Below are 17,399 nucleotides of genomic sequence, written 5' to 3' on the forward strand. Positions count from 1 at the left end.
GATTAACGTCCGAGACATTTACGTCGGGTTCTACTCTCGCTTATCAGACGATTTCTTCCCGCAGCTTCGCGGTTGATAGCCGCTCATGCGCTTTTTCAGCACAGTGCTTTTATCTAATTGTGAGGCTATAATACCATATTAGAGACAATAAATGAACGAGCTGATCAAATAATTAAGAGCTAACCCTGTAAAGAAACATCATGAAGACAATCAGCAATAAGGAACTAAAAGAAATAATCCAAAGCGGCCATATTAACCTCCTACTAGGATCTGGGTGCTCGCGCGATTACCTTGCAACTCTCCAGGACATCGAAGAAAGGATGAATAATGAGGCCACAAAGGAAGCTGCGCAAAAAGACTACTACAAACTGATCCTTAAATCCAAAGCAGTCCTTGATGAAACTTTAGAAACCAGTCCAACCGAGAAAAGAAAATTACTAAAGACACGACAAAACTACGACTCGTTCCTCGGCTTTTGGGTCGACACAGTCGCCAAAAGGTCACTACATATCGTCAATAAACAAATAAATATATTTACGACCAACTTTGACATGTTCATTGAAGCATCCTGCGAGAGGCTTAATATTCCATACAACGATGGCTTCGCAGGTCAAATCAACCCTGTTTTTAGCGTATCTAACTTCAATAAAATTCAAAAATACAAAAGCCTACAGTTTGATAACACTTCAGATATTCCCCTGTTCAACATCATTAAGTTACACGGCTCGCTATCATGGCAAGCAAAAGACGAAGTGATCACCTATTCAAACGGACAACACATCGAGAACGGCCTGGACACCAAAACAGGCACCGATTTTGATGAAGGCTACAAGCAAATCGCAGTTATTAATCCGAATGCTGAAAAGCATTTCGAAACGGTGCTTAACAGAAGCTACGCATCAATGCTGCGTAAGTTCACATTAGAGCTTGAAAAAGAAAACAGCGTATTACTAATTGCCGGATTCTCGCTGTCGGATAAACACATAAAAGACCTCCTATACGGGGTCATGAAGTCAAACCCCACTCTTGTGGTCATCTATTTCGCGCATTCCCCATATAACGAGGCATCAGACAAGCTTAACGAAAAAAAGAACCCCAACCTGTATATAATCTCTCCGGAAACCGAATTCTCGCTCGAGGAGATTACTGCCTATATTTCAAAAATTTTCAACGACAAACCTGAGGTTCACGAGGATGGCGAATAATTTCAGTCTACAAGAACGCCTAACCAGTGATTCGGTTTTTACAATCGGTAGCGTATACAGTGTCAAGGGAAAAGACATTGTTGTTAAGGTTAATAAGGACAAGAATCTCCCCCATCTATTCTTTAAAGGACGGACGATTAAAAATGTCTCCGTCGGACTCTCGAACTACATTAAAATCCTGAAAGGCTTCACTGAGATCATATGCAAAGTTGAAGGCGAATACCTTGAGGAAGACAAATTCCAGGCCAACAAAAGCTATGCCAATGAAAAACAAAAAATAAACCGCTTCCTGAATGTTTCAGTTTTCGGTTTTTATGACGACGATCACAACTTCCAGCATGGCATAAAAGAGATGCCGCTGATAGGCAGCGAGTGCAAATTACTTTCAAGAAGCGAGTTTGAAAAACTCCATAAACTATCTAACGAAAAAGAACTCTCAATACCACTTGGCTCGTTAATTGATGAGGAAACACAAAATATATCTATCGCGGTTAAAAAACTATTTGCGGGACATATTGGTATCTTCGGCAATACTGGTTCCGGCAAGTCCAACACCCTCGCCAAAATGTACTCTGAGTTATTCAAACTAAATAATCTAAGCGGCAACTTCAAATCAAAGTCAAAGTTCATATTCATCGACTTCAACGGCGAATATTCGAAAGCGACAAACGATCACATCCTAACAGACCAAAAAATCCTATATAAATTAAAAACACGCGACAATACAGGAAGCAAATATCCCATCTTAAAGTCAGAGCTTGAGAAATTGGAGGTTCTGTCAATTCTATTGGATGCCACAGAAAAGACACAGCAGCCCTTCTTATACAGAGCAATTGATAGAGACTGGTTTGATACTGATAACGCAAACCACGAAAAAGAGATCAGAAGCATTACCCAAAAACTAAAAGACATCCTAGTCATGAAGGATAAAAGCTTTAATGTTCCATTTCTCAAAAAGTTCGTTAAGGACTTTGAACAGCTAGGTTTTAAGATAGTTGGAGATAGCAAGAATATTGACGATCTAAAATACCACGGTAACGACAATTGCGCTTTCTACTTCATTAGCGGTGGCATTAAGGTTTATGCAGACACAAATGAAAGCGCTTTTATTGGGGAAGCCGGGTACTTTAACGTATCAGTCAGAACACCATTAAACATCTTGCAGCAGATACAGTTCAAAGTATTAGACCAATATTACTTCGAAATTCTTAATGGGTACGCAAATCAAGAGCATATTAGCCCTTTAGTTGGACGTCTGAAAAAACGCTTCGACATGCTGAATAAGGTGTTTGATATTAGGAATGAGCTTCCAGATTCCACTGGGTCAAATGTACACATTATTGACTTAAAAAACGTCAATTTAGAAGTTAAAAAGATAATCCCTTTATTAATCTGCAAGACGAATTACGACAACCAAAAGGAAAAAAGAGAAACCGACAAGAATAACTCGCTCAACATTATCATCGACGAGGCGCACAATATTCTCTCAGAAAATTCGAGTCGAGAGGCAGAATCTTGGAAGGATTACCGTCTTGAAACGTTCGAAGAAATTATTAAAGAAGGGAGAAAGTTCGGCGTTTTTCTTACCATCGCCAGCCAACGCCCATCGGACATCTCCCCTACCATCATCTCGCAACTCCACAACTACTTCATCCATAGGCTAATGAATGACAATGACTTGTGGGCAATCAATAAAGCCGTTAGCTACCTTGATAAGCTTTCATTTGATTCAATATCAAATTTATCAATAGGCTGCTGTTTTATTGCAGGACAGATGACGCAGTTTCCATTGTCAGTAAAGGTAGGCCTGCTAGACAGGGACGAACAACCGCAAAGTGAAACAATCGATCTGGACGAACTTTGGCGATCAGACCTATGAACCAGCCACCCGATCCATCACCGACGGCTTAAAACACAGCATATAACTCAGGGGGTTTTCCACCCTTGCTGTTTCAAATATTCTTTTAGCATGTCTTTGTTTGGAGTGTGCATTCCAAAATCCCAATAAAATCTTTCAACTGTTTCAAGAACTTCGGTGCTTAACGACTCAATATCATTAAGCTTTACGGTGTCTAAATTAGCCACCTCCCACTCGTAAGACCCAAGTTTGGTAAGCTCGGACCCACTCCCAAACGAGCTCCGTTGCCAACCATCAGGTAAGGGCCCATAAACAGCCACTCCCTTGGCTTTATCCAATGATATTCTGCAAGTCAACAAACCATTGAAGCCGATAAGATTGTAGAATTTCTTCGCAACCTCGAGTTGCCTTACCAAATTCGATACCATATGCCCCATGGCGATCTGACGAATACCTTTGGTCGGATCAGCGCTTAGAACATCGACAACCGAGTCAATCACACCTTTTTCTGTCACCTCGCCGTATCTGAAATCACTATCAATCCACGACCAAGCAGCAAACATTATGCCTCCAGGCATCGTTTCGACATTGAGCTCCGGAAAATCTCTATAAAATCTTGTTCGGACGCGATATTCATCAAGTTTATCCTTGATAAATCGATAGTTAACAATTGCTTCAGATGGAGAAATTGGCATGATCGTAACTCTAAAAGGCGATTCTATTTCTGCCGGCTCATGCTTTGAAACGCTACTCGGGTCCAATTGTCTCTTTTCTTTCCATTCGCCGATAGCCCTGTCTAGCGCTGCTCTGTAAATGAGATCAGAGCTAGCAAGAGCATCTTGGCGCAGAACTTGAGCTCTTGCCTTTTTCTCATGCAGCTTCTCTAACTCACGCGAATCGGCATTTCGGAGAGGTGTACTAATATTGCCTGTTCTTAACCGTATCGTAGAATCACTATTCGACATATAGGGTGGCTGATCACCCTCAAAAATCTTTACCAGCAAAAATATCTTCCCAGCCTTTTCGTCCGTTGCTCGTACTTCATACCGAGGAAAAGGTGACACATTTGAAGCAAACTGATGCACTTGGTCTATGAGTTTGCCATCAAATACGATACCTTCATATGTTTTAGGCTTTCCGGTGACGCTATCTTCCTCGACACCAATAATAATTAGCCCACCGTGTGTATTGGAAAAAGTAGCAAAATGCTTCGATAAATCGCCTGGCATGGACTTCTTATAATCCAACACGGCCGATTCGAGTGTTTCTGCACGACAACACTCCACTACGTCATCAAATGTAATTTCTTGAAACGCTTTGGTCAGTATATTCATAAAGGCCATTATACGTCTCTGACGAACCAACCGTTACATTGCCAAATGAACCAAAAAGCTGTCCAGCCTACCGCTTGTCCATCGTATCCGGATGCGCACCCAGCCGCTCGTCCCGGTTCAGGGCCGAAATCGCCTGCACATCCGCCGCGTCGAGCTCAAAATCAAAGATGTCCCGGTTCTCGCGGATGCGCTCCGGCTTGGACGACCGCGGGATCACCACCAACCCCAGCTGGATGTGCCACCGCAGCACCACCTGCGCCGGCGTCTTGCCATACTTAGCCGCCATATCGCGCAGCACGTCCGGCATGCCCTCGCCGATCACGCCCCGCAACGGACTCCACGACTCCGTCACAATCCCGTGCGCCGCATCGTACGCCCGCACCTCGGCTTGCGTCAGCAGCGGATGCAATTCCACCTGATTCACCGCCGGCACCACTTCGCACTCCGCCGCCAGCCGCTCCACATGCGCCGGCTGAAAGTTGCTCACCCCGATCGCCTTCACCCGGCCCTCCTTATAGAGCCGCTCCATCGCCTTCCAGCTCTCCACGTACGTGTCGTACATTGGCTGCGGCCAGTGGATGAGGTACAAATCCAGGTAGTCCAGGCCCAGCCGCTCCAAGCTCGCCTCGAAGGCTTTGATGGTAGAGTCGTAGCCCTGGTCGCTATTCCACAGTTTGCTCGTCACAAAGAGCTCCGCGCGCGGCACGCCACTCTGGCGCACGGCCTCCCCCACCCCGGCTTCGTTGCGGTAAATCGCCGCCGTATCAATCAGCCGGTACCCGGCCGCAATCGCCGCCTGCACATTATCCGCCGCCTCGTCTTCCGGTATCCGCCACACACCCAAGCCAAATTGAGGCATAGCAAGACCATTATTGAGCTTTACTGATGGGATATCAGACATCTGTGTTTCTCTCCTATTCTGAGATTATACCGCCACGGCCCCCATACTCCCCAGCCCCCGTAGCGTGCTGTAAACTAAACCTATGCAACAGCCAAAGCCCTCAAACTTTCCACCCAACCCCGCCCTTCAGCGTTTCAGTCCCATCATCGGGACCTGGGACACCACCGGTACCCATGGGATGATCCCCGGCACCATTCTTCATGGCCGCACGTCCTTTGAGTGGCACGACGGCTTTATCCGCATGAATTCAAGCATTCAAGAACCCGTCGGCATCCCCGCCGGCCTGGCCGTCATTGGCAGTGACGACGAGCTGGATACCTATACCATGCAGTACTACGACACGCGAGGCGTCTCGCGAAACTATAGCGTCAGCATCCAGCACAACGTCATGAAATGGTGGCGCGATGCTTCCAGCTTCTCCCAGCGCTATAGCCTCACCATTTCCGCGAACGGACGCACCATGACGGGTAAAGGCGAATTATCCAAAGATGGGTCAAACTGGGAAAAGGATCTCGATCTGGATTACCAGAAAGTTAAGGGTTAAACAAGGAGCCGTCATGTCTTTCCAAGCATACCTAGACAATATCGAGACCAAAACGGGCAAAAGCCCGCAGGACTTCATTACCCTCGCCAAGGCCAAAGGTTTCGACGACCCCGCCACCAAAGCCGGCGCCATCGTCGCCTGGCTCAAGGAAGACTTCGACCTCGGTCACGGCCATGCCATGGCCCTCGTGCACGTCATAAAGCACGGCGCCCAGATCAGCGACAAACACGTGGACTCAGGCGGCGCTCACAGCGACCCGTCAAATACCTTAAAACTCGACGGCAAAGAAGGAGGCCGATCATGACCAAACAATCCATCACCGGTATCGGCGCTGTAATGTTCCGCGCCAAGGACCCGGCCGCCCTCACCAAATGGTACGACGACAACTTAGGCATCACCGCCATGAGCGCGGCCAACCCCGAGCCCTGGCATCAGGAAGCCGGCCCCACCGTTTTTTCACCGGCCGACGCCGACACCGATTACTTCCCCGCCCACCAGCAATTCCTGCTGAATTTCCGCGTGTCAGACCTGGACGCCATGCTCGAACAGCTGGGAGCCAGCGGCGTCAAAATTGACGACAAACGCGTGAACGAAGACTACGGCCGCTTTGCCTGGGTATACGACCCCGAAGGCAACAAAATTGAGCTCTGGCAGCCGCTCGACTAGGAGTTCTCAAATCCGCCGTTTGTGTCCTTCATATGCTTGTACGACTGCCCGATCAGCTCCTCCAAAACGCCCATGTCCACATCGGCTAGCTTGTTGATGTACAGGCAGCCCCCGCCTTTCTTGTGTTTGCCCAATTTGCCCAGCAGCTCGTCATAATCCCCATGACCCAGCATCAGGTACAGCGTGAGGGCAGCCTTGCGCGGCGAAAACCCGGTGAGCATCCAGTCCCCTTCTTGGCGGCTGCGCTCGCTCTTGTAGTGGTACTGTCCAAACCCAACGATGCTCGTGCCCCACATTTTGGGCTTCTCGCCGGTAATTTTCTTGAACAGCTCCAGCAGCACCAGACCGTCTTCGCGTCTGGGCTCCGGCGCCGCGTTCATAAAATCGGTCACACTGGCGTCGTTTACTTGGGTTTTAAGTTCGCTCATGCGCTAATAATACTCCTCATCGCCTGTTCATTGTATCCGTATGCGCACCCAACCATAACCTCGCAAACCCCAGCCCAACGCCAAAAACTTACGCTATACTAGTGAACATGACGACACCCACCCTCAACCCAACCCAACACAGCCTCCAGGCCGCCGATGGCACCACCATAAGCTACCTCACGCTCGGAACCGGCCCCGGGCTCGTGCTGGTACCCGGGTCCATGGGGTCCGCCCCAGATTACCTGTCTCTCGCCCAAAACCTCGCCAATAGCTACACCGTCCACATCGTCGACCGGCGCGGACACGGGCAGAGCGGACCCATCAAACCCGATCACTCCATGACCACCGAGCAACAAGACATCCAGGCGGTCGTCAAAACCACCGGCGCGCCGTACCTCTTTGGACACAGCATCGGCGGCCTCATCAGCCTAGAGGCAGCCCTCGGCGCCTCGCTCAAAAAACTCGCCGTCTACGAGCCGCCGGTTTCCGTAAACGGCTCCATCCCCCGCGGCTGGCTGCCCGACATGGAGCAAGCCCTCGCAGCCAAGCATTACGCCACCGCTATGACCACCATCATGAAGGGACTCCAGCTCTCAAGCGACGCAGGCGCCCTCCCAAAACCCGCGCTCATCGCGCTCATGGCCGTCATGATGCGCCTGCGCAAAACTGCCGACGGACAGCCCTGGGGCCAACACATTCAGCAGCTCCTGCCCACCATGCCCGTCGACATCGACCTCGTCTACGAACTCGACTCGGCGTACTCCACATTTGCCGCCGTCACCATCCCCACGCTGCTCCTCGGTGGCACCAAGAGCGCACCGCACTTCAAACTCGGCCTCGAAACACTCCAAAAAACGCTGCCCCAAGCCAATCTCATCATGATGCCAAACCTCGAACACAACGCCCCTAACACCGACGCCCCCGAAAAAGTGGCCGCGCAGCTTCGCAAATTTCTTGTCTAACCAACCCCTTTAGCGAAACAAATTATCCACGAAGGTTTGCAGCCCCTGCAGCAACAGCAATACCACGAGCGGCGCAAAATCAATGCCGGCCGCCGGTGGCAAAAGCTTGCGCACGGGCGCCAACGCCGGCTCAGTAATCCCCATCAGCGCGTCCATAAACCAGCCGCCCGGCCGCATCACGTAGCTCAAAATTACCCGCAGCAGCAACACCCCCGAAAACAGCGGCACAAACAAATCCACAAATGTCACCAGCACGAGTGCAATCATTGCCGGGCCAAATAAGCTACATCCGAAGGCGCAGGCAAGCTATCTTCACCCTGCCACACCTGCACGAGCGCCCCATCAGTCTTCAAGATCAGCACCGCCGGCCGGCCCACAATATCATAACTTTCCGCCAGCTGAATCCCTCGAGGCGTATCCGCATCGAGTAATTCCGTCTCCAATTGCTCACGTTGCAACCGGTCATTAAACTCCGCCATCAGCCGCTCAGCCGACGTGCGCTTGTTGTACAGCAGGTAAACAATCATAACCGCAATTATAGCACTGCCAGTCGCGAGCTACTCCACCTTGCGGCGAATAAAGGCCGGGACATCCAAGTCGTCTTCCACCAGCGGCATGCCCGAGTCTGGCTCCACCGTGCGGTGCTGAACTGCCGACGCCGGTGTCGGCTCCTCGATTTTGTCTTCGTAGGCCGGCTCCGAGGCCGGTGCGTGGGCCGCCTCCGCGTGATGCCGCGGCGGCTCGGCCACCTGGCCATAGCGGTGATGCGGCGCGGGTTCGTCGTCGGCCGGCTCAATCGACGCCAGCGACGGAAACCGCCGCGGCGGCGCCGTCTCCACCCGCGGCACCTCGATCGGCACCACCTCGGGCTCGGGCGCCACCTGCGGCCGCTCATTGATAAACGGCTGCCTCGGCGCCGGCACCACTTCCGGGGCGTAGGGCAACACCGGCTCTGGTTCAGGCTCCGGCTCCACCGGCTCAGGCTCGCGCTCCGGCTCGGGCCGCGCCGTCTTCACGAAAATGTCGCGGCGTCCCGGCAAATCATGCACTGTCCGCTTGGCCACATCAAAGCCCGTCGCCACCACGGTGATCTGCAAATCGTCATCGAGCTGGTCGTCGAGCACTGCCCCAAAGATAATGTTGGCATCCGGATCCACCGCATCGGTCACGGTCTTGGCCGCCTCGTCGATCTCGTGCATCGTCATGTTGCGGCCGCCGGTGATGTTAAACAGCACCCCGCGCGCCCCCTCAATGCTCGTCTCGAGCAACGGGCTATCAATCGCCTGCCGCGCCGCTTCCACCGCGCGATTATCACCGCTGGCCCGGCCAATGCCCATGAGCGCCGACCCCGCATTACTCATGATCGCCTTCACATCGGCAAAGTCGAGGTTAATGAGTCCATGAATCGTAATCAGACTTGAAATGCCCAAGACACCCTGCTGCAACACTTCGTCCACAATCCCAAACGCATCCACCAAGCTCGTTTTGCGATCGATCATCTGCAGCAACCGGTCGTTGGGAATCGTGATGAGCGTATCCACGTTCTCCTTGAGCTCCACGATCCCCGCGTCCGCACTGCGCCGCCGCCGCTCGCCCTCAAACGTAAACGGCTTGGTCACAATCGCCACCACCAGCGCCCCCGCCTCACGCGCCGCCGACGCAATGAGCGGCGCCGCACCAGTACCAGTACCGCCGCCTTCGCCGAGTGTGATGAAAATCATATCGGCGCCCTTCACGGCTTCGTAGATTTCCTTCTCGCTTTCCTCAGCCGCCCGACGACCCACCTCGGGATCTGCCCCCGCGCCCAAACCGCGCGTTGTTTCGCGGCCAATATGTATCTTGCTCGGCGCCTTGGCGTGCAACAACGCCTGCGCATCGGTATTAATCACCACAAACTCCACGCCCTGGAGTTTGGATTCAATCATGCGGTTTACGGCCGAATTGCCGCCCCCACCCACACCTATTACTTTGATTCGAGCTGACGTATCAACGTCGGGCATAATCTCAGCCATACTGTGTAACTCCTTACCACCAAGGACTCGCTGGCCTCTGCCAAAAACTACGAGTACAAGGCTGACTATAACCGTCTCACAAAATGAATGCAAATTATTTATTCGCCGTAATTTGGCTTTCTAGACGAACAAATAATCTATTCAAAAACAACTAAAAATGCCCCTACCAAGCTCATCTCAAAATCAAAAACAGACCCTCACGGATCTTTAAAAAACAAACTGAGTAAAAAACTTTTTCTACGGCAGCAAATTGCGCAGTGTCTTCCGGATGCGATCCACTGTCTGACCCAACGACGCCCCGGCCGCCGGCTCAATTTCCGCATGGGTCATGTTCTCGAGCATCAATCCCACCGGCGCAGCAAAAGCCGGGTCGTTTATCCGATCAACAATCCCCGTAAAACCTTCGGGCTTACCGATTACCACCGGCAGCTGCAAAGCTTCCTTCGCCAGCTCATCAATCCCTGGCATCTTGGCGCCTCCGCCAGTGAGCACCACGCCTCCCGGCAGCATCACGTCTTTGCCCACCTTGCGCAGCTCTGCGCGCACCATGTGGAAGATCTCGTCCAGGCGCGCTCCCGCAATATTCTGGAGCTCTCGACGCGTCACCACATTGTCTTCGGTGCTGAGCTCCTCGATCCGAATCTTTTCGCTCAAGTTGGCCTTGCTGGTATGGGCGCGCACGTACTTGAGCTTGATCTTCTCGGCCGTATCCACACTGGTTTTGAGTCCGATTGCCAAATCGTTCGTGACATGACCAGCCCCCACCGGAATCACGCTCGAGTACAGAATGTCGCCCTCCTCGAAAACCGCCACACCCGTGGTACCGGCGCCAATATCCACGAGCGCCACGCCCAGCTCCTTTTGCCGCTTCGTGAGCACCGCCCGCGCCGCCGCAATCGGCACCAACACCTGGCCCGAGATGGCGATCCCCGCCTGGTGAATACTTCGATCCAGATTCTTGATCGCCGGCACCGAGCCGCTAATGATGTGCGATTCCACCTCCAGCCGCACCCCGTGCATGCCCACGGGGTCCTTGATATTAGTCTGGCCGTCCACCGAGTACGACCGCGGAAACACCTGAATAATCTCACGGTTGGGCGGCAGTTGAATCGCCGTCGCTGCCTCCTCTACCCGCACCAAATCCTCGACCATAATTTCCTGATCCGCCCGCCCCACCGCAATCACACCTTTGGAGTTCTGGCTCGACACATGCGCCCCGTCGATCGAAATGGTGGCCTGATCGATCGCCACGCCCGATATGCGCTCCGCCTCGTCCACCGCTGCCGTAATGGCCGACACCGTCTCCTCTACGTCCACCACCACGCCTTTGCGCATACCGCTGGCCGGCGCCAAGCCCACGCCAATCACGCTCGGCAGCGCCGCACCTTCTTCGTGCAGACCCACGATACAACAAACCTTGGTACTGCCAATATCGAGTCCTATATAAACTTGTTCCGCTGGTCTTGAGGCCACGTGTCTGCCGGTGCTCCCTACTGGATGACATTATAGTTCTTACGAAGCTGAATACGCAATATTGAATACCCAGCAGGTTCAATTTCTACACTCGAACGGCTCAATTACTTGAACACAAAAAGTGTTCAATATCGGGCTTATTGAGTAAGAATCTCGCACCCGTCTTCAGTCACCAGCACCGTATGCTCAAATTGAGCCCCCAAGCTGCCGTCAGCCGTCCGAATCGTCCAGCCGTCATCAGCCACATAGATATCACGTCCGCCCAGGGTCGCCATGGGCTCGATGGCAATCGACATGCCGGCCCGCAACCGCGAGCCCGTTCCCACTCGGCCATAATTAAGAATCAGCGGCTCCTCGTGCACCCGATGGCCCACCCCATGGCCGCTCAGCTCCTCGATCACGCCCAGCTTGTCGCGGCGCAAGCGCACCTCGATAGCGTGCCCAATGTCACCCACTCGCGCACCGTCGCGCACCTGCGACATTCCCAGCCCCAGCGCCTGCTGGGTCGCTGCCAGCAAACGACTCTGCGCCGCCGTAGGACGCCCACCAGCCACCACCGTCACGGCGCCGTCAGTTACCATACCCTCAAACGTCACCCCAAAATCCAGTCCCACCAAATCACCCGCCTGAATCACGCGCGGGCCGGGTATGCCGTGCACAATCTCGTCGTTAACCGAGATGCAAATCGTCGACGGAAACGGCGTGCTATGAACATCCGGCCGGTACCCCAAAAACGCCGGCTCTCCGCCCAAGGCCGCCAGCTCTCGCGCCGCCATCTCGCCGAGATACCCGGTGGTTTGGCCCGGCTCCAACGCCGCCGACAGCCGCCGCAGCACTTCGGCCAAAATCCCACCACTCGTGCGCAGCCGCTCGGCCTCGGCCGCCGTTTTTACCTGATTCATCATGCCAAAACCGCTCGCACGAGCCGTCGCACCGTCTCGATGTCACCCCGGCCGTCCACCCGTCGCAGCAGACCCAGGGTCTCATAGTGCTCAATCGCAGCCTGCGTATTGCGCGCGTACTCATTCCACTTTTCGCGCACCACCTCGGGCGCATCGTCGGCCCGCTCGCGCAGCCCCAGGCGCTTCAGGCTCGTTTCCAGATCCAGTTCAATCAATACCACGCTCGTCACTTCACGACCATACGCGGGCAGCTCAGCCTCCATCCAACGCACGTTGCTCATGGTTCGCGGAAAGCCGTCCAAAATAATCGGCTGCTCATCCGGCACCGCCGCCACCGCCTCGCCCACGATCCGCTCCACCTCGGCCGCGGGTGCCAGCTTGCCGTCCGCGATCATCGCCGCGGCCTTGGGGTCGCGCCGCAGCAAATTGCCGCTCGAAAGATGCACTCCACCCAAATCTTCGGCCAAAAAGTCTCCCTGCACCGATTTGCCGGCGCCGGTCGGCCCCATCAATACAATTAATTTGCCCATAGCATCTCCACCACGTGGGGCGCAAATATCGCCGCCCCAATCAACGCCGCCGCGGCCGCCGCCACCAGCACCGCTCCCGCTGCCATATCTTTAATCAGCTTAATGCGCGGGTTTTCTTCCATATCAATCAGATCGAGGGTCCGCTCAATCGCGGTATTAAAAATTTCGGCCAAAAACACCAAGATCACCGCGAAAAACACCGCCGCCAGCTCCGCTCCCGACAGCCGCAACATAACGCCCAACAAAAACGCCAACACTGCAAACGCCAAATGCACCCGCGCGTTGCGCTCGTGCTCAAACACGTGCTTGACGCCGTGCAAGGCGTGCATCATGCCGTCAATCAAATTCGATTGTGCATAGGGATGCGCACGGCGGGTGTGATCATCCGCCGCGGGTACCTCGCTCGGCGTCTTGACGCTCATACCGCCAACCTCGCCTTCACCAATCGCGACACCATGCCGCCGTCGGCCGCCGCACCGACGCGCTTCATCACCGCCCCCATCACCTGGCCCATCGCCGCCGGACCACTGGCTCCGAGCTCAGCCACCACACTATCTACCACCTTCGCCAGCTCATCCTCGCTCATCGCCTCAGGCAGATACCCGGCAATCACCGCCAGCTCCTGCTCCTCGGTGGCGATCAGATCCTCGCGGCCAGCACTGCGAAACGCCTCGATCGAATCCCGCCGCTGTTTGGCCTCCCGCTGGAGCACCTTGAGCATCGCGGCCTCATCGAGCTCGTGGCCGGTCTTAATCTCCTCATTTTTGAGCGCACCGCGCAACAAGCGCAACGCCCCCGTGCGCTGGGCATCCCCGGCCATCATGCTGGCCTTCATATCCGCCGTTAATTGTTCGAGAATTGTCACCGTTATATCCTAATCACTGCTGATATTGTAGCCGACCGGCCGCCAGAAGGCGAAATCCCAGTCTACGCCAATGAAAAGCCCCGCACGCCGCGGGGTACTTCTCCGAACGGCCGCCCAATTAGCGGCCCAGATACGCCTTAGCCTTAGCGGCCTTGCGGGCCGACTTGCGGATAGCGATTTCGCGCTGGGCCCGCTTGGTCAGGTCCTTTTCAAAGTATTTACCCCGACGGGCAATACCGAGCACGCCCGACTGCTGCACTTTCTTGTTGAAGCGCCGGATCATGTTCTCTAACGACTCTTTGTCGTCTTTGCGTGTAACTTGTAGCATGCGAATTCACCTCCTTTCGGCTGGCGTTTGATCAAATTAATAATCGCCCAGGTATCCTAGCAGATTCCCCCGGTCTTATCAACAAACCGACCCTAATCGGTCATCTTCTCCCCGCCTCGAATGTGGAAGTGCAGATGCGGCACCGACTGCCCCACCGACGAGCCGTTGTTCACACCCATCCGCCACGCCGACTTCAGCCCGGCCTGGTGCGCCACCTCCCGCACCGCCAGCAGCAGTTGACCGGCCAGCTTCGGATCATCCAAATGATCGAGATTCTCGATGTGCTGCTTGGGCACCACGAGCACGTGCACCGGCGATTTCGGGTACAAATCGTTAAACGCCGCCGCCACGTCATTACTCCACACCAGCTCAGCCGGATCGCCATTGGCAATCTTGCAAAAAATACAGGTATCCATGACAAAAGTATACCACCGCCAACGAGCAGCTCGGGAAAGAGGCATTCTCGGAGTAATGTAGTCTTCGCGCCCGCCAGCGCCGGTTCTGATATCGCTCACCCCGAAGAGACGGTCCGCGTTCGCTGGCCCAGCGAAGACTGCATTGCGCAGAGAACCCCTCTCCAATCCGCTTAAGATTGACGTGAGCTCGTTTATGGCACAAAATACCCAATTCGTAAAGAAATCCCGCTACACCCATGACCTTCGGACTCAAAACCACCATCATCGCCAGCACCGCTCTCGCCGGGGCGCTCAATCTGATGCAATTTGCGGTCAGCTACAACCAGCACGCCAAAGCCGCGTTCGTACCCAATTGGGCCGAGGCGGCCGCCAGCCCCACCCCCAAACCCGCCGTTGCCGCGAGCACCGTAGCCGCCACTCCCGCTCCCGCAACGGCCGCAGCCCCCGCCCCAGCAGCCGATCCCGCCGTCACCGCCACCGCCAAACTGGCCTCCGCCGGACTCCGCACCGAGTTCGCCGCCGATTATCTGAGCGTGCAGGCCAAAACCGGCACGCCGTGGCCAATCCTGGCCGCCGTCCACAGCGTCGAAACCGGCCAAAGCGGCAACACCAACCGACGCTCCTCGGCCGGCGCCACGGGGCCCATGCAATTCATGCCGGCCACCTTCGCCCACTACGCCCTCGACGGCGACGGCAACGGCGCCAAAGACATCACCGGCCTCAGCGACTCGCTCCTCACCGCCGGCCGCTATCTCGCCGCCGGTGGCGCCGACAAGGGTCGGTATTCAGCCGCCCTCTACAACTACAATCACTCCAATGCCTACGTCAGCAAAGTTCTGGGCATCGCCCACCGCCTAGGCATCTAGCCAGCAGTTGTAAGTCCCCCGCCAAAGCGCTAGGCTTAGGCCAATGCGAACCTTTTTTCGCCCCTCCACACTTTTATGCTTCTCGCCGCCGGTCATGATCGCGACGGTCGTCATTGAGCTCAGCCTCGCCGCCTGGATCGTCACCCGCTACGCCACCAGCTCCCTTCACCGGCTCGCCATCACCATGCTCATCTGCCTCGGCGGCTTCCAGTTCGCTGAGTTTAACGTCTGCGGCGAGCACGGCCCCACCCTGCTCTGGTCCCGCCTTGGCTACATCCTCATCACGCTCCTGCCGCCGCTGGGCCTCCACATCATCACGCTCATTCGCCGACAGCCCACCAAGCTCATTGCCGCCGCCTACACTGCCGCCGGAGTCTTCATTGCCGGCCTAGCCTTCGTGCCCTCCACCCTCAACGCCAGCGTCTGCACCGGCAACTACGTCATCTTCCAGCTCGCTCACCCCTTCGACCGCTGGTACGCCTACTATTACGTCGGGCTGCTACTCTTCAGCCTCGCCCTAGCCATCGCCGGCACCTTTACTGCCACGAATCGCCGCCGACGCGCCAGCCTCGGCTGGATGGCCAGCGGCTACCTCGCCTTCATGGTGCCCAGCTACGCCATCTACTTCCTCTTCCCCACTACCGGCCGCGGTCTGCCGTCCATCATGTGCGGGTTTGCCGTCACCTTCGCCCTGATTCTCGGCCTACGCGTCGTGCCAAACGCTACTTCGCCTCTTTCGCGATAAAATCTCTCACGCTCTTAACCGTATCCATAAACTGCGCCGGGAAAATAATCGTCGAGTTTTTCTCGGTCGCGATTTCGCTCAACACCTGCAAGTTGCGCAGCTGCAAAGCAATCGGATGCGCATTGATAATATCCGCCGCCTCGCCCAGCTTAGCCGCACTCTGGAACTCACCGTCGGCCGCAATAATCTTGGCCCGCTTCTCGCGCTCCGCCTCAGCCTGCTTGGCCATGGCCCGCTGCATCGAATCCGGCAGCTGGATGTCCTTGAGCTCCACCCGGCTAATCTGAATCCCCCACGGCGCCGTCGTCGACTCCAACGAATCCTGCACTAGCTGGTTGAGCTTACCGGTCTCGCTCAATACTTCATCGAGCGCGTGCTGCCCCACGATGTTGCGCACCGTCGTCTGCGCGATCTGATTAATCGCCGACATCACGTTATCAATCGCCACCAAGCTCTTGGTCGGATCCACCACCTGATAAAACGTCACCGCCGCCACCGTAATCGACACGTTATCGCGCGTAATCACCTGCTGCCCCGGCACCGCCATGGTGATGATGCGCATGTTCACCTTCCGCAACTGGTCAACAATCGGAATAATCACCCGCAAACCCGGACCCTTCACGTCATGCCGCACCTTACCGAGCCGAAACACCACCCCACGCTCGTACTGCTGCACGATGCGCAGCCCAAAAATCACCATCAGAACCACTAAACCAATCAGAACATCCACGAATACCACGACCGTTTCCTCCTAGTTCGAGCCAATTCTGCTCCTTACGGGGACTTTTTACAATACGCCATCGGCTCAAGGTACTCGATCTCAACCATTGACAAAGCGTAAGAATAATGCTATTATACAATAATCACTCGGGCACTCGGCCCAGTGACGTTCTCGAAGGGATCTCACGATGCGCGCTCGTCCGCTCGCTCTGGCAGCCCTCGCCGCAGCCGCCCTCTTGGCGGGCTGCAGCAGCTCCGGATCGGCCCCCGCCACGGCCACTGCCGCAGGCGCCAACATCACGATCAACGTCAGTATCGACAAGGCCGGCAAGGCCACGGTCGACCCGCTGACCCTGAGTCTGGGCAACCCGCCGGAGCAGATCAACGTGCGGTTCACCAGCCACCACCAGCCCCCGAAGGGGCTGCTGAACTCCTGCCCCAACTACGACGTGGTTCGGGTCAACGCCGACAGCCCCGTGGCGCTCTTGCCGCAGGACGGGTGCCACACCTACGAGGCCATCGCTCTCACGCGTCCCACCGTGGGCACCAACGTGATCTCCCTCAACGGAGACGTGGTCGGATCCTTCCAGGTGATGGTCGCGACGACGGCGCCGAAGCCAACCAAGACCCCCTAGCCCGCCCGG

At 55.2% G+C, this 17,399-nt stretch carries 23 protein-coding genes; 9 read left to right on the forward strand and 14 right to left on the reverse strand.

Annotated elements, in window-relative coordinates; genetic code table 11:
• The first annotated feature begins 200 nt into the window (after positions 1-200).
• Positions 201-1,205, forward strand: a complete 1,005-nt coding sequence (locus tag VMT30_00280; GenBank protein ID HVQ43393.1) for an SIR2 family protein — start codon at positions 201-203, stop codon at positions 1,203-1,205.
• Complete coding sequence (locus VMT30_00285) at positions 1,195-3,084, forward strand: ATP-binding protein (GenBank protein HVQ43394.1); 1,890 nt, start codon at positions 1,195-1,197, stop codon at positions 3,082-3,084. Before VMT30_00280 ends, VMT30_00285 begins: the two co-directional genes overlap by 11 nt.
• A 47-nt stretch (positions 3,085-3,131) precedes the next feature.
• On the opposite strand, the gene VMT30_00290 is transcribed toward VMT30_00285, so the two are convergent.
• Together VMT30_00290 and VMT30_00295 are read right to left on the reverse strand one after the other, a co-directional pair.
• Positions 3,132-4,397, reverse strand: coding sequence for an ATP-binding protein (locus VMT30_00290; GenBank protein ID HVQ43395.1), 1,266 nt, complete (start codon positions 4,395-4,397; stop codon positions 3,132-3,134).
• A 67-nt stretch (positions 4,398-4,464) separates the two neighbouring features.
• The gene (locus VMT30_00295; protein HVQ43396.1) at positions 4,465-5,298 is read right to left on the reverse strand and encodes an aldo/keto reductase; all 834 of its coding nucleotides are present in this window, start codon (positions 5,296-5,298) and stop codon (positions 4,465-4,467) included.
• 82 nt (positions 5,299-5,380) lie between these two features.
• Here VMT30_00295 and VMT30_00300 point away from each other — a divergent pair, with 82 nt between their 5' ends.
• From VMT30_00300 to VMT30_00310, 3 genes are read left to right on the forward strand one after another with little or no spacing between them, the layout of a single operon-like run.
• Positions 5,381-5,842: a hypothetical protein gene (locus VMT30_00300; GenBank protein ID HVQ43397.1), complete on the forward strand. Its 462-nt coding sequence runs from the start codon at positions 5,381-5,383 to the stop codon at positions 5,840-5,842.
• Positions 5,843-5,855: 13 nt separating this feature from the next.
• Positions 5,856-6,146, forward strand: a complete 291-nt coding sequence (locus VMT30_00305) for a DUF4287 domain-containing protein (protein HVQ43398.1) — start codon at positions 5,856-5,858, stop codon at positions 6,144-6,146.
• Entirely contained in the window at positions 6,143-6,508 is a 366-nt protein-coding gene (locus VMT30_00310) for a VOC family protein (GenBank protein HVQ43399.1), read from the forward strand. Before VMT30_00305 ends, VMT30_00310 begins: the two co-directional genes overlap by 4 nt.
• On the opposite strand, the gene VMT30_00315 is transcribed toward VMT30_00310, so the two are convergent.
• Positions 6,505-6,936 carry a DUF1801 domain-containing protein gene (locus tag VMT30_00315; protein ID HVQ43400.1) on the reverse strand — a complete coding sequence of 144 codons (432 nt, stop codon included), beginning with the start codon at positions 6,934-6,936 and terminating at the stop codon, positions 6,505-6,507. The genes VMT30_00310 and VMT30_00315 overlap by 4 nt on opposite strands.
• Positions 6,937-7,043: 107 nt before the next feature.
• On the opposite strand from VMT30_00315, the gene VMT30_00320 reads away from it, so the two are divergent.
• Positions 7,044-7,898 carry an alpha/beta hydrolase gene (locus VMT30_00320; GenBank protein ID HVQ43401.1) on the forward strand — a complete coding sequence of 285 codons (855 nt, stop codon included), beginning with the start codon at positions 7,044-7,046 and terminating at the stop codon, positions 7,896-7,898.
• Between the two features lie 9 nt (positions 7,899-7,907).
• Here VMT30_00320 and VMT30_00325 read toward each other — a convergent pair whose 3' ends face one another.
• From VMT30_00325 to VMT30_00370, 10 genes are all read right to left on the reverse strand, one after another.
• Complete coding sequence (locus VMT30_00325; protein HVQ43402.1) at positions 7,908-8,165, reverse strand: YggT family protein; 258 nt, start codon at positions 8,163-8,165, stop codon at positions 7,908-7,910.
• Positions 8,162-8,425: a hypothetical protein gene (locus VMT30_00330; GenBank protein ID HVQ43403.1), complete on the reverse strand. Its 264-nt coding sequence runs from the start codon at positions 8,423-8,425 to the stop codon at positions 8,162-8,164. Before VMT30_00330 ends, VMT30_00325 begins: the two co-directional genes overlap by 4 nt.
• Positions 8,426-8,455: 30 nt before the next feature.
• On the reverse strand, positions 8,456-9,910 hold the full coding sequence (gene ftsZ / locus VMT30_00335) for a cell division protein FtsZ (protein ID HVQ43404.1): 1,455 nt from the start codon (positions 9,908-9,910) through the stop codon (positions 8,456-8,458).
• Positions 9,911-10,147: 237 nt separating this feature from the next.
• Entirely contained in the window at positions 10,148-11,314 is a 1,167-nt protein-coding gene (gene ftsA, locus VMT30_00340) for a cell division protein FtsA (GenBank protein HVQ43405.1), read from the reverse strand.
• Positions 11,315-11,520: 206 nt separating this feature from the next.
• Positions 11,521-12,288, reverse strand: a complete 768-nt coding sequence (gene map / locus VMT30_00345) for a type I methionyl aminopeptidase (GenBank protein ID HVQ43406.1) — start codon at positions 12,286-12,288, stop codon at positions 11,521-11,523.
• Positions 12,285-12,815 (reverse strand): nucleoside monophosphate kinase, encoded by a 531-nt coding sequence (locus tag VMT30_00350; protein HVQ43407.1) that lies wholly within the window; start codon positions 12,813-12,815, stop codon positions 12,285-12,287. Before VMT30_00350 ends, map begins: the two co-directional genes overlap by 4 nt.
• Entirely contained in the window at positions 12,803-13,237 is a 435-nt protein-coding gene (locus tag VMT30_00355) for a diacylglycerol kinase family protein (GenBank protein HVQ43408.1), read from the reverse strand. The genes VMT30_00350 and VMT30_00355 overlap by 13 nt, the downstream gene beginning before the upstream one ends.
• On the reverse strand, positions 13,234-13,680 hold the full coding sequence (locus VMT30_00360) for a GatB/YqeY domain-containing protein (protein ID HVQ43409.1): 447 nt from the start codon (positions 13,678-13,680) through the stop codon (positions 13,234-13,236). The genes VMT30_00355 and VMT30_00360 overlap by 4 nt, the downstream gene beginning before the upstream one ends.
• A 118-nt stretch (positions 13,681-13,798) precedes the next feature.
• Positions 13,799-14,008 carry a 30S ribosomal protein S21 gene (rpsU, locus tag VMT30_00365; GenBank protein HVQ43410.1) on the reverse strand — a complete coding sequence of 70 codons (210 nt, stop codon included), beginning with the start codon at positions 14,006-14,008 and terminating at the stop codon, positions 13,799-13,801.
• 92 nt (positions 14,009-14,100) lie between these two features.
• Positions 14,101-14,424, reverse strand: a complete 324-nt coding sequence (locus VMT30_00370; GenBank protein HVQ43411.1) for an HIT domain-containing protein — start codon at positions 14,422-14,424, stop codon at positions 14,101-14,103.
• Between the two features lie 236 nt (positions 14,425-14,660).
• Here VMT30_00370 and VMT30_00375 point away from each other — a divergent pair, with 236 nt between their 5' ends.
• Positions 14,661-15,290 carry a lytic transglycosylase domain-containing protein gene (locus VMT30_00375; GenBank protein ID HVQ43412.1) on the forward strand — a complete coding sequence of 210 codons (630 nt, stop codon included), beginning with the start codon at positions 14,661-14,663 and terminating at the stop codon, positions 15,288-15,290.
• A 94-nt stretch (positions 15,291-15,384) separates the two neighbouring features.
• Positions 15,385-16,035 (forward strand): hypothetical protein, encoded by a 651-nt coding sequence (locus VMT30_00380; protein HVQ43413.1) that lies wholly within the window; start codon positions 15,385-15,387, stop codon positions 16,033-16,035.
• Here VMT30_00380 and VMT30_00385 read toward each other — a convergent pair.
• Positions 16,013-16,774, reverse strand: a complete 762-nt coding sequence (locus VMT30_00385) for a slipin family protein (protein HVQ43414.1) — start codon at positions 16,772-16,774, stop codon at positions 16,013-16,015. The genes VMT30_00380 and VMT30_00385 overlap by 23 nt on opposite strands.
• Before the next feature lie 169 nt (positions 16,775-16,943).
• Here VMT30_00385 and VMT30_00390 point away from each other — a divergent pair, with 169 nt between their 5' ends.
• Positions 16,944-17,390: a hypothetical protein gene (locus VMT30_00390; protein HVQ43415.1), complete on the forward strand. Its 447-nt coding sequence runs from the start codon at positions 16,944-16,946 to the stop codon at positions 17,388-17,390.
• Positions 17,391-17,399: the final 9 nt, after the last annotated feature.

Source organism: Candidatus Saccharimonadia bacterium (genome assembly GCA_035544015.1).
Taxonomy (GTDB): Bacteria; Patescibacteriota; Saccharimonadia; order UBA4664; family UBA4664; genus UBA5169.